The organism is Lysobacter sp. TY2-98, from assembly GCF_003367355.1.
In the GTDB taxonomy this organism is placed as follows: domain Bacteria; phylum Pseudomonadota; class Gammaproteobacteria; order Xanthomonadales; family Xanthomonadaceae; genus Cognatilysobacter.
Map to the genome: position 1 here is coordinate 68,700 of NZ_CP031413.1, position 11,913 is coordinate 80,612.

An 11,913-nucleotide genomic window follows, 5' to 3' on the forward strand; every position below is an offset into this window, starting at 1 on the left:
CCTTGGAGCTCGATATGCACAACAAGTCATTGCTCGTCCTTGCGGTGGTGCTGCTTGCAGCTTGCGATCGCGGAACCGCGCCAGTTTCGTCCAAGGGCGTTAATGCGGCCGTGACCACCTCCCCGACCGCGGAGCAGATGCCAGTCAAGTACGAGACCGTGCCGCTCGCAGTGGATCCCGCCAAGATCGAGCCGCAGGATGTGGCTATGCTCGCGTCAGCGACGTGGACGGCGAAGCAGTGCGCGTTGACGACGCCTGAAGGCGTAGACGAGCTGGCGGCTGTTTCCGGCGCACCGACGCATTTCGCGGGCTTCTTTATCGATCCGAGTGATAAGCCAGCCGGTGACTTCGACATCGTTCTCAAGGGTGCGGCTACCAACTATCGCATTCCGGTGCGTACGGGTTGGGAGCGCGCGGACGTCGGCGAGTACTTCAAGGTGCCCGCGTTGGCCGCCGCGGGTTTCGAAGCGGATGTCGCCCTGACAGGTGCGGTACCCGCCGGTCGCTACAAGGTTGACTTCGTGGTCGAGCGCAACGGCGCGAAGTTCTTCTGCGAGAGCGGCAAGACGCTGGTGATCAACTAGCCCGTGCCGTTACGGTGCTTTTGGGCGAACGGGCGCTGTTGGCGCCCGTTCGAGTCTGTTACTCGCGCCGCATCTGAATGACGGCGCCGATACCGTAATAGCCGGCGGCGCACTGATTGATCCAGTACTTGGGGTCCGGCCCCACGTCGCCCCCCGCGTAGATTGGCGGGTTCGCGTCCTCGCGTGTGAAGGGTCGGACGTATGCCGGCCTGCGCGTCCCGCGGAGCAATTGTAGGCCCGCATGACGTTCGAGTTGCTCGGCGTGCCATTTGGGAGCGAAGTCCACCGCGGTCTTGAACACGGTGCGGTACGTCGAGCTGGTCAGCAGAGTAAGACCGGCTAATCCCAACGTGACGCAGCCAATCAAGAGCGAACGAGCTCCGGCTCGCTGCGCGACAGCAGCGCCTCCGCGACCAGCCAGGATCAAAGCCGCGATCGCAGCGAACGTGAAGGCCTGATTGAGGACGCGACCCGGTGCGGCTTCGCCGACGAGAAAGGGATAGGCGACTAAATGCACGGGGATCGCGAGCGCGAGTACCATGACCCAAGGCACCCAGTGGGAGTTGGGTGTAGGACGAGACGACTGCGAAAGCAGCATTCCGGCGCCAGCGCTCGCCAACAGCGCGGCGCAGGTCTCAGTCGGCTCCACGACGAAGCGCGCCGCGAAAAGCTGCAACGACTCCCAGCCGGTTGACAGCGCTGCCTGCAGGTCGTGTCGAGCTAGCACGCTGGCGGAATCGCGCGCGAAATTGCCGGGCGCTAGCACGGCCGCGGCGAACGCCGCGGCGAAGACGGCGTAGCGGATGAGGTGAGGTCGCAGTGGGCCGCCGGTGCGCAGAGCGGCGAAGGCCGGCACCGCGAGGCATGCGGCGACCATGACAGCGACGAATTCATTAAAGCCGACTACGGCGACGACCAACGCCCAAATCGGCACCTCGCCCCGAACGGACAGCGGCCGAGTACCCGCGGCGGCGACCCGAGCCAACAGGACCAGGAACAGCGAAGCGCCCAGAAAGTACACCGTCGCGCCTGTCAACCACAGGTACTGTTCCAGCTTGGATGGCATCAGCAGCATCACGGTCCCGAATGCGGCGACCGCCCAAGGGAAGTTTGGCCGCATTTCGCGATCGACCAACCTGCTAGCGCTAACGCATGCCCATAGGAAAACCAATGCGCACGCCAGCAAACCCGCTGGATACAGGAACTCGGCCGGTACTACATGACTCGCCGCCGCCGCCGCGGTCATTGCGACGATCGACGAATAGCGCCCGGTCCACTGCATATAGAGCGTCGCGATGTCGGGGAACGGGTTGCCATGCGCCGCCGCAACACGGCCAAAGGTGCAGAAGTCGTCGGTCTGCATGAAGGCGAAGAGCGTCATCGCGAGCGCCGTGAATGCGATAGCAGCTGCTGGCAGCGTTGCGGTGAAGATGGGGAGTGCGCGGTGGATCCGGGATGTCATGGCGTCCGACATGCGATTTGTTGTTCAGTTCCACCGTGTGAAACACAGGTGGCATATAGCGTCACGAGGATCGTGAGGGGGCGCCGAGCAATAGCCTCGTCATCACGAATCCGAGGGGTACGACCGCAAGTGTGGCGACAATGGGGGCGACTTCCGCTGGGAGTCCCAGCAACGAGATGCACATCCAGACGATGCCGAGGCCGACGAAAAAATTCACGAGATAGACACCCGGGAACATCGCCAGCTTTCGCCAGGACCACGTGGTGCGGAAAACGAACCATGTGTTGAAAGCGAACCCCGTAAGAATCGTCGCCACGTAGCTAGTAGCGTAGGCAACGCGGTAGTCGACCGCGCGAAGCAGGCACCAATAGATCACATAGGACAGAAGCGTGTTCAGCGCGCCCGCGAGGACGAAGCGAGCGACTTGTCCGGTCAGCAAAGGTGTACGTCGGCGCAGCACCGTCGTCACCTGGCGGCGGCTCGGCGCACGATGTCGGTATACGCGATACAGCAGTGCAGGCCCTCGGGGTCGAAGAGTTGCGCGACCATCAGGTAGCGTCCGCGGCCGGTATCAAGATAGCCCACAGACAGGCGCACCGTGCACACCTCGTCCGGATACACGGGGGCAAAGAAAAGCGAGCGCGTCTGGCTGATGATCGAACCCTGCCCAGGGAGCTCCGTCCCGAGCACGCGTGTCAGCCAGCCGTTGAATAGCATGCCGTGCGCAATGCGCCGACGGAACCCAGCCGCCTGAGCGAAGGCATCGTCGAAATGTAGGGGATTCATGTCACCGCTGGCGCGACCGTACGCTTCGATGTCCGCACCGGTGGTCACGAATTCGCGCGTTAGCGGCGTCTGCTCGGACCATGTGAGCAGCGGGCGCAGCGTCAGCGTGTGTGCACCACCGGCGGCGGCATCGGCAAACTTGAGAGGGAAGCCGACCGACGCCAAGCGCGACGCGGCATCGGCTGCGCTCGCGTGCACGCGCACTTCATCGATGCGGTCGGCCAAGACGGCCGCGACAAGCTGGCGCTCGCTCCCACTGTCGGCGTTCCAGTCCAGCGTTCGCAGGGCGCGCGCCTCGGGGTTGAATGCGGACATCAGGGGAGCACCCTGCGGAAGACATGTTCGCCCTTGCCAAACTGATATCCAAGCTTCTCCCAGCAGCGGATGACTGCGTTGTTCGTCAGCTGGGTGATGAGAAAGGAATGCTCGGCGCCGATCGATCGTAGGTGTTCGTCCAGTTCCGAAATAATCTTCACGTACCAGCCCTTGTGGCGTGGCGACACTGCGCTAAGCACAGGCTGAGCGAGATTGAGCTTCCACCCTGTCCAGTGCTCCTTGTGGTAACGCGCAGTGCAGAACGCCTCTGGCTGCGGATCGTCGGGAACGATCGTCGCGTCGGCAAAGGCACTCGATAGCGATGCATGCACCCAGCGCTCCATCAGGCGGTCGGCATCGGCGGGAGCGATGGCGGGATCCGCGTGGAATCGATCGAACGGATTAACCATCTCGCGAGCAGTGCGGGCAAGAGACGGGGCATCGTCCGGGGTGGCGAGTCGACACGGATGCCGCACGACCGGCGCATCGACCAGCGGACGGTGGTAGTGACAGCGTGACTCGATGAGCTCGAAGCCACTCGCCGACAACATGCGGATCGTTGGCAGGTCGATCGCGTCGACCTGTGCAAACACATAGTCGATGCCGCGCGAGCGCGCGACGTCCAGCACCCGATCTACGGCATCGACCTCGGGCGAGACGTCTGCCCGTAACTCGCGCCGCTTTGACGGACGCACTACAGCGTTCAACCGTGCGATCCCCCGCCCAAAGAACTCGGAATCCCAAGGGAGGCGTTCGGCCAGCACCCAGCATTCGGTGTCGCCGGACCCGACCACAAAGCGAAGGTCGTCATCCGGGCGCAAGGTGCTGAGCAATGCGTCGACCCGGATGCCACGGTCGTAGTCAGCGTCTAGGGTGCGGATAAAAGCGTGCGAACCCTCGATGCCAGCATCTGTCAGGCCGCGACGCAGCTGGTCGCAAGATAACCCGGCGAGGAGGGGCTCCGAACGCATCATCAGCTCGACCCTCCGGTCGCCGTCAGTTGCAGGAACTCGGGATAGTCCCGGATGTACTCGCCCGCATCGTAGTACTCCGAGGCGAAGACAAGGAGCACGGCGTCAGGGGAATACTTGTACTGGATGCCCCACGTCAGTGGCGGCAGGTGGAGGCCAAGCGAAGGATCGTCCAGGAGGAACTCCTCGCGGCGATGTCCATCGTCGGCCACGACCGCGCAACTGCCGTGCGCGCAGATCAGGAACTGGTGGCACGTGCGGTGCGCGTGTTCGCCTCGGATCTCGGCGTTCGGAACACCGAATACCAAGAAGTAACGTTTGGCGTCGAACGGAATCGAGCGTTCGAACTCGCCGACACTGAGATTTCCCCGCAGGTCGAGAATTTTCGGTAGCCGATGGAAGGTGACGCCCCGCACCTGCGTCTCGTGTTGCCCGGGCTCAGGCAGGCGACGCGCAGAGGATGCATCGCCCGCGGGGCGCGCTTCAGTGGTATAGCCAACGATCTGCGCAGGGTTGCCCGAAACGATGGCATGGGGTGGCACGTCGCGGACGACGACCGCGCCGGCTTGCAGCACGGCACCGCGACTGATCGTGACAGGTGCCGCGACCGTCGCGCCAGTTCCGATCCGTGCGTCGTCCTCGACCCGCAGCCGACCGCCATGACCGGGGTCGAGCACCGCGCCGACGCCGATGGTGACTCGGTCCCCGAGAGCACAATGGCCTACCACCACTGCACCGGGTCGGATTACTACATTCTCCCCGCGCACCACGGTCGGCTCAACGAGTGCCCCGGCCACGATGTGATTCATGCGTTGTCTCCTGCTTCAGCGCGTCCACTCCCTTCATTCTCTCCGAAGGCTTGAACGTCCAGCGCGATACTCAGCGGCCGTCGCTTCGTATTCTCGTAGGCACGCCAGGCGTAGTTGCCGACAAGCCCCAGCCCGAGAGCGTTGAGAGCCCCGAAAAACAGCACGGCTAACATTGTCCCGGCGTAACCGGGAACAGCGACCCATCCCAACAGGCGGCCGGTCAGGACGACGAGTCCCACGACCATAGAAAGCGAAAGCCCCAGCGTGCCCGCCCCAAGGAGCAGCCGGATCGGCGCATCGGTGAAGGCGAAAACACTGTCCAGGAGGTACGTGAGCTTTTTGCCGAACGTCCACGCGCTTTTGCCATGCTGACGAGCCGATCGCGCGTATGGCACGAATATCCGCCTCCCGCCGATCCAGAAGAGCAAGGCGAGCAGGCTGCTGTTGGCCTCCTCGAAGGCGACGATGCGATCGAGAAACGCGCGGTTAACGGCAAACACGTCAACCCCGCCTACCGGTACGTCGCGTTGCACGAAACGCCGGTAGACCCACCAGAAACCATTCGCCATCACACGGGACGCAAACGGATCGGCGCGGGACTCGCGTACGCCGAACGCGATATCGCCCTCACCGCGCTCAAGCCTGCGGAAGAACTCGACAACGAGTTGAGGCGGCTCTTGAAGATCGGCGGCCATGACTGCCGCATAATCGCCTGACGCATGGAGAAGGCCTTCGCGTATGGCCGCGAACGCGCCGAAATTACGGGACAGCAGGATCAGACGCCCGCGGAGCCCGCCTGTTTCCAAGTGCGCGCGTAGGCGCGCATGACTGTCGTCCGGGCTGCCATCGACGACGAAAATGGTTTCCAACGCATGGTCGAGGGAGTCCTGCAGACTGCGCACGGTCGCAATGAGTTCGGCGATCGACCCCGCGTTCCGGTACACCGGTATCACAAGTGAAAAGCGCGGCCTTAGAACTGGTTGCATGACTCGATCACCCGATCCACTTCAGCGTCTTCCAGTTCGGGGAAGCAAGGCAGCGTCAGCACGCTTCGGGCCATATGCTCGGTAACCGGAAGGCGCACCTCGGCAAAAGCACCGTCATGGCACGGCTGACGGTGATCGGGCGTCGGATAGTGGACGTCGCTCTGGATTCCGGCAGCGGCGAGGTGATCACGCAGTGCATCGCGTGTCTCGGTCTGCACGACGTACAGGTGCGCTACGTAGTCGTCGCCAGCGACAGGCGGCACCGCGATGGTAGGGTTCTTGATCCCTTCGGAGTAGCGATTGGCAATCGCTCGCCTGCGAACATTCCATTCATCCAGGCGAGGTAGCAGCTCAGCGAGCATCGCTGCCTGGATTTCGTCGAGCCGACTGTTTCGACCCCCGCGGTCCACATTGTTGTACTTGCCTTCCCACCCGTACTGGCGAAGCCGGCGGACGCGGTCGGCGACAGCCGGGTCATTCGTCGTCACGGCGCCGCCGTCGCCGAGCGCGCCTAAGTTCTTGGTGGGATAGAAGCTGAAGCTTGCTGCATCACCGATAGCGCCGGCACGTTCTCCATCGCGGACCGCCCCGTGCGCCTGCGCGCAGTCTTCCATGACGCGAACACCGCGGGCCTCGGCGATGCGTTTGATCGCCGCCATATCGGCAAGCCGACCGTAGAGATGTGTGGCGATCACGACACGAATGCGGTCGTCATCTGCAAGCACGCGTTCCAGGTCGGCGGGATCGAGCGTGCCCGTCGTCGCGTCGACGTCCACAAATACGGGCTGCGCGCCGCACGCCTGAGTGGCGGTCGTGCCATACATTGCGGCATTGGCCGCGACGGCGACACCATCGCCAGGTTCGACACCGAGGGCGCGCAATCCCAACTCGAGGGCATCCGTGCCGTTAGCGACCCCAATGCACTCCCTAGCGCCGCAGTACCTCGCGAACGCTCGCTCGAACTCGACGACGTGCGGCCCGAGCACATAGTGTCCACTCGCCACGACGCGCGCGGCCGCCGCGCTCAGTTGCTGCTGAAGTGGCGCGATGTGGCGTGCCAGCGAATTGACGGGAATCATGTCCTTCATTGTGGAGTCCTAGAGCAAGGCAAATTTCGGAAAGACATCGTTACGTAACTCCCCATGGTCGCACGCCTCCAACGGTCTGGAGCGGGGTCAGCCAACGATCGCTTGCTCAAGCTCCGGCAGTATCTGGAACAGATCGCCCACGAGCCCGATGTCCGCGATCTCGAAAATCGCCGCATCCGCATCCTTGTTGATTGCGACGATGGTGCCCGCGTCCTTGATGCCGGTCAGATGCTGGATCGCACCGGAAATGCCGACCGCGATGTAGAGCTCCGGCGCGATGATCTTGCCGGTTTGGCCCACCTGCATCTCGTTCGGAACATAGCCCGCGTCGACCGCCGCGCGCGACGCGCCGACCGCTGCGCCGAGCTTGTCGGCGAGGTCGTAGATGATCTTGAAGTTTTCGGCCGAGCCGACGCCGCGACCGCCCGAGACGACGCGCTTCGCGCTCTGCAGGTCCGGGCGGTCGCTGGAGCCGGCCGCGAGGCCGACGAAGCGCGTGTTGGTCGGCAACGTTGCGTCGACGCTGGTCGCCTCGACCGGCGCATCGCCGTCGCGCGCGGTCTCGGCGAACGACGCGGTGCGGATCGTCGCGACAACGATCACGCCCTCCGGCACCTCGACCGTCACGATCGCATTGCCGGCATAGATGGGGCGCTTGAACGTACGCGAGCCTTCGACCGCCATCGCATCCGACACCTGCGGTGCGTTCAGCAGCGCGGCGACGCACGGCATCAGGTCCTTGCCGAACGTGGTGCTCGGACCGAACACATGCGTGTAGTTCGCGGCGACCTTCGCCACCTGCGGTGCGAGCACCTGCGCGATAGCGCTGGCGTTCGCCGCGTTCGCGACGGTGAGCACGCGGGAGATGCCGTTGAGTTTCGCCGCATCGGCGGCGACCGCGGACGGGTCGTCCGCGAGCACGAGCACGTCGATGGCCTCCGGCGACAACGCCTTCGCGGCGGTGACGCACTTGGCGGTGGAGGCGTTGAGGTGGCCGCCCAGGTGCTCGGCGACGATCAGAACCTTCGACATCGGAATTTCCTCGGTATACGACGTTCCGCGGGAACCTTCGTACCGGACGGTCGCGCCGCGCGCGTCCGCCCGGCGTGGCGTTACAGCAGGCCGCGCTGCTTGAGCGTGGCGACGAGCTCGGCGGCGTCCTTGACCATGATGCCCTTCGAGCGCTTGGCCGGCGGCGCGTACGACGTCGTCTTCAGGCCGGCGCCGGTGTCGACGCGCAGATCAGCGAACGCGATTGTCTCGAGCGACTTGCTCTTGGCCTTCATGATGTCCGGCAGCTTGATGAAGCGCGGCTCGTTCAGGCGCAGGTCCGTGGTGACGACGGCCGGGAGGTCGACTTCCAGCGTTTCGAGGCCAGCGTCGACTTCGCGCGTCACCGTGGCCTTGCCATCGGCGACCTCGAGCTTCGACGCGAACGTGGCTTGCGGACGGCCCCACAGCGTGGCCAGCATCTGGCCCGTCTGGTTGGCGTCGTCGTCGATGGCCTGCTTGCCGAGGATCACGAGATCCGGCTGCTCGCGCTCGACGAGCTTGAGCAGGGCGCGCGCGGCGGCGAGGGGCTGCACGTCCTGGCCGTCGACAACGACGTGGATCGCACGGTTCGCACCCATCGCAAGGCCGTTGCGCAGATGCGGCTGGGCGTCGGCCGGAGCGATCGTGGCAACCACGACCTCGGTGGCGATGCCCTTGTCGCGCAGGCGCAGCGCTTCTTCGAGCGCGATCTCGTCGAACGGGTTCGGCGAGAGCTTCACGCCCTCGGTGACGACACCGGTGCCGTCGGGCTTGACCTGGATGCGGACGTTGTAGTCCACCACGCGCTTGTAGGCGACGAGGATCTTCATCGGGCGGATTTCCATGAACGTGCGCGGCGGGCGCGCTGAGGACCGGCGATTTTAGCTGACTGCGGCCGCTTTGGCCGTTAGGTGGGAGTGACGGCGGCCGGCGGTATTCTGTCACCACGCCGATTCAGGACGATCCGATGCTGCATCCCGTGGTGCTCAGTGGTGGTAGCGGTACCCGGCTCTGGCCGTTGTCGCGCCAGAACCAGCCCAAGCAGTTCCTCGCGCTCCTCGGCCATCGATCGCTGTATCAGGAGACGGTGTTGCGCGCGAGCCGTCTGCCCGGTGCGGCAGGGCCAGTCACCGTGTGCGCGGACGACCACCGCTTCATGGTCGGCGAGCAACTGCAGGGTGTGGGCCTGCGGAACGGCGGCATCCTGCTCGAGCCGGTCGCGCGCAACACGGCGCCGGCCATCGCGATCGCCGCGCTCCACCTGCTCGCGCGCGATGCGGACGCCCTGATGCTGGTGCTGCCCGCCGATCACCTCATCGAGGACGAGGCGGCGTTCCGCGACGCTGTCGCCCGCGCTGCCGGGTTGGCGGACGATGGTTGGCTGGTGACGTTCGGCATCCGCCCGGACTACGCGGAGACGGGCTACGGCTACATCCTCGGTGGCGCACCCCAAGGTGATGCGGGTTTCGCCGTCGCGCGATTCGTCGAGAAGCCCGATCGTGCGACGGCGGAGGGCTATGTGGCGGACGGCGGCTACTCCTGGAACTCGGGCATGTTCCTGTTCCGCGCCGGCCGCTACCTCGAGGAGCTCGAGCGGCATGCGCCTGCGATCGCCACCGCCGCCCGCTTGGCATACGACCGTTCCACGCGCGATCTCGACTTCGTCCGTATCGATCCCGATGCGTTCGCGTCGAGTCCCAATGATTCGATCGACTACGCCGTGATGGAAAAGACCGATCGCGCGGCGGTCGTGCCGGTTAGCTGCGGCTGGAGCGACATCGGTTCGTGGTCCGCATTGTGGTCGGTCGCAGAGCGTGACGCCGACGGTAATCGCCACGATGGCGACGTCATCTCCGTCGACAGTCGCGGCAACCTCGTGCGCGCGGCGGAGCGGCGCATGATCGCGACGTTGGGTGTCGAAGACCTCGTGATCGTCGACACCCCCGATGCGACACTCGTCGCGCGCAAGGACCGCGTGCAGGACGTCAAGGCGCTCGTCGATCGCATGAAGGCGGACAAGCGCACCGAGCATCTCGTGCATCGCAAGGTGTACCGGCCCTGGGGCAGCTACGACTCGCTGGCGGTGGGGGCGCGTTTCCAGGTCAAGCGCATCGTCGTGAACCCGGGCGCGGCATTGAGCCTTCAGAAGCATGCGCATCGAGCGGAGCACTGGATCGTCGTGTCCGGTGTCGCCGAAGTCACCTGCGACGACCGCGTGTTCGACCTGCACGAGAACGAGAGCACGTACATTCCGCTCGGCAGCGTGCATCGCCTGCGCAACAAGGGCACGGAGCCGGTCGAGCTGATCGAGGTGCAGTCGGGGCACTACCTCGGCGAGGACGACATCGTGCGCCTCGAGGACGTTTACGGTCGCTCCTGACCAAGCGCGCGGCCTCCCCTGTTCTTGCAGGTGGAGCCGCATCGGCCAAAAGTACGGTGCGGTGCAGCAACGGCACCGCTAGAATCCGCGGGTCCCGTATACGGAGTGTCCGCATGGCCGCGCGCAGCAAGGTCTTTCCCGATGCCAAGACGGCGCTTGCCGATCTGGTCGCCGACAACCAGACGCTGGCGGTCGGCGGATTCGGTCTGTGCGGCATCCCGGAAGCGCTGATCGCGGCATTGCGCGACTCGGGCGTGACCGGTCTGACGGCGATCTCCAACAACGCGGGCGTCGACGGCTTTGGCCTCGGGCTGCTTCTGGAGACGCGACAGATCCGCAAGATGATTTCGTCCTACGTCGGCGAGAACAAGGAATTCGAACGCCAGTTCCTCGCCGGCGAGCTCGAACTCGAATTCAATCCGCAGGGCACGTTGGCCGAGCGCCTGCGTGCGGGTGGCGCGGGCATTCCGGCGTTCTTCACGCGTACCGGTTACGGCACGGTCGTTGCCGAGGGCAAGGAAACGCGCGAGTTCGATGGTCACATGTACGTGATGGAAACCGCGCTGCGGGCCGACGTGTCGCTGGTGAAGGCGTGGAAGGCTGACAAGGCCGGCAACCTCGTGTTCCGGAAGACCGCTCGCAACTTCAATCCGGCCTGCGCGATGGCGGGCAAGGTCTGCGTCGCCGAAGTCGAGCAGCTCGTCGAGATCGGCGAGATCGATCCCGACCACGTGCATCTGCCGGGCATCTACGTCGATCGCATCGTCCTGAACGCTTCGCCCGAGAAGCGCATCGAACAGCGCACCGTGCGCGCCGCCTGAGGAGACGACCATGCCCTGGACCCGCGACGAGATGGCGCAGCGCGCCGCCCGCGAACTCACCGACGGCGCCTATGTGAACCTCGGCATCGGCCTGCCGACGCTGGTAGCGAACTACATCCCCGACGGCATGGACGTCTGGCTGCAGAGCGAGAATGGCCTGCTCGGCATCGGCCCGTTCCCGACCGAGGCCGAAGTCGACGCCGACCTCATCAACGCCGGCAAGCAGACCGTCACCGCGCAGCCGGGGGCGAGCTTCTTCGGCAGCCACGACTCGTTCGCGATGATCCGCGGCGGGCACATCGACCTCGCGATCCTCGGCGCCATGCAGGTGACGGACAAGGGCGATCTCGCCAACTGGATGGTGCCCGGCAAGATGGTTAAAGGCATGGGCGGTGCGATGGATCTGGTGGCTGGCGTCAAGCGGGTCGTCGTGCTGATGGAGCACACGGCGAAGAACGGCGAGCACAAGATCCTGGCGGAATGCACGCTGCCTTTGACGGGCGTAGGCGTCGTCAATCGCATCATCACCGAGCTGGCTGTGATGGACGTCACGCCCGACGGTTTACGGCTCGTCGAACTAGCCCCGGGCGTTTCTGCGGACGAGTTGGCGGTTAAAACGGGCGTGCCTGTCGCAGCGGTAAGCGGCTGATTCGAGTGCCTTGCCGGTGCGTGCCGGCGG

At 64.9% G+C, this 11,913-nt stretch carries 13 protein-coding genes; 4 read left to right on the plus strand and 9 right to left on the minus strand.

Translation table 11 applies throughout. The features are described from left to right. Nucleotides 1–2: 2 nt before the first annotated feature. Nucleotides 3–584 carry a hypothetical protein gene (locus DWG18_RS00365; protein ID WP_162823624.1) on the plus strand — a complete coding sequence of 194 codons (582 nt, stop codon included), beginning with the start codon at nt 3–5 and terminating at the stop codon, nt 582–584. Nucleotides 585–642: 58 nt separating this feature from the next. Here DWG18_RS00365 and DWG18_RS00370 read toward each other — a convergent pair whose 3' ends face one another. The 9 genes from DWG18_RS00370 to DWG18_RS00410 all read right to left on the minus strand — a co-directional run bounded on the left by DWG18_RS00370 (nt 643) and on the right by DWG18_RS00410 (nt 8,863). Then, nucleotides 643–2,058 (minus strand): DUF6056 family protein, encoded by a 1,416-nt coding sequence (locus DWG18_RS00370; RefSeq protein ID WP_115644549.1) that lies wholly within the window; start codon nt 2,056–2,058, stop codon nt 643–645. Between the two features lie 49 nt (nt 2,059–2,107). Continuing rightward, on the minus strand, nt 2,108–2,515 hold the full coding sequence (locus DWG18_RS00375; RefSeq protein ID WP_162823625.1) for a GtrA family protein: 408 nt from the start codon (nt 2,513–2,515) through the stop codon (nt 2,108–2,110). Beyond that, nucleotides 2,512–3,147, minus strand: a complete 636-nt coding sequence (locus DWG18_RS00380; protein WP_115644551.1) for a MaoC/PaaZ C-terminal domain-containing protein — start codon at nt 3,145–3,147, stop codon at nt 2,512–2,514. Before DWG18_RS00380 ends, DWG18_RS00375 begins: the two co-directional genes overlap by 4 nt. Beyond that, nucleotides 3,147–4,121 (minus strand): GNAT family N-acetyltransferase, encoded by a 975-nt coding sequence (locus tag DWG18_RS00385; protein WP_115644552.1) that lies wholly within the window; start codon nt 4,119–4,121, stop codon nt 3,147–3,149. Before DWG18_RS00385 ends, DWG18_RS00380 begins: the two co-directional genes overlap by 1 nt. After that, complete coding sequence (locus DWG18_RS00390; protein WP_205289378.1) at nt 4,121–4,927, minus strand: WxcM-like domain-containing protein; 807 nt, start codon at nt 4,925–4,927, stop codon at nt 4,121–4,123. Before DWG18_RS00390 ends, DWG18_RS00385 begins: the two co-directional genes overlap by 1 nt. Further along, nucleotides 4,924–5,913 (minus strand): glycosyltransferase family 2 protein, encoded by a 990-nt coding sequence (locus tag DWG18_RS00395; RefSeq protein ID WP_115644553.1) that lies wholly within the window; start codon nt 5,911–5,913, stop codon nt 4,924–4,926. The genes DWG18_RS00390 and DWG18_RS00395 overlap by 4 nt, the downstream gene beginning before the upstream one ends. Next, nucleotides 5,898–7,001, minus strand: coding sequence for a DegT/DnrJ/EryC1/StrS family aminotransferase (locus DWG18_RS00400; RefSeq protein WP_115644554.1), 1,104 nt, complete (start codon nt 6,999–7,001; stop codon nt 5,898–5,900). The genes DWG18_RS00395 and DWG18_RS00400 overlap by 16 nt, the downstream gene beginning before the upstream one ends. An 87-nt stretch (nt 7,002–7,088) precedes the next feature. After that, nucleotides 7,089–8,033, minus strand: coding sequence for an electron transfer flavoprotein subunit alpha/FixB family protein (locus DWG18_RS00405; protein WP_115644555.1), 945 nt, complete (start codon nt 8,031–8,033; stop codon nt 7,089–7,091). A gap of 80 nt (nt 8,034–8,113) precedes the next feature. Then, nucleotides 8,114–8,863 carry an electron transfer flavoprotein subunit beta/FixA family protein gene (locus DWG18_RS00410; RefSeq protein ID WP_115647952.1) on the minus strand — a complete coding sequence of 250 codons (750 nt, stop codon included), beginning with the start codon at nt 8,861–8,863 and terminating at the stop codon, nt 8,114–8,116. A 137-nt stretch (nt 8,864–9,000) separates the two neighbouring features. On the opposite strand from DWG18_RS00410, the gene DWG18_RS00415 reads away from it, so the two are divergent. From DWG18_RS00415 to DWG18_RS00425, 3 genes are all read left to right on the plus strand, one after another. After that, nucleotides 9,001–10,413 carry a mannose-1-phosphate guanylyltransferase/mannose-6-phosphate isomerase gene (locus DWG18_RS00415; protein ID WP_115644556.1) on the plus strand — a complete coding sequence of 471 codons (1,413 nt, stop codon included), beginning with the start codon at nt 9,001–9,003 and terminating at the stop codon, nt 10,411–10,413. Nucleotides 10,414–10,511: 98 nt separating this feature from the next. Continuing rightward, nucleotides 10,512–11,234, plus strand: a complete 723-nt coding sequence (locus DWG18_RS00420; protein WP_205289419.1) for a CoA transferase subunit A — start codon at nt 10,512–10,514, stop codon at nt 11,232–11,234. A 10-nt stretch (nt 11,235–11,244) separates the two neighbouring features. Beyond that, the gene (locus tag DWG18_RS00425) at nt 11,245–11,883 is read left to right on the plus strand and encodes a CoA transferase subunit B (protein WP_115644558.1); all 639 of its coding nucleotides are present in this window, start codon (nt 11,245–11,247) and stop codon (nt 11,881–11,883) included. The last annotated feature ends 30 nt before the right edge of the window (nt 11,884–11,913 follow it).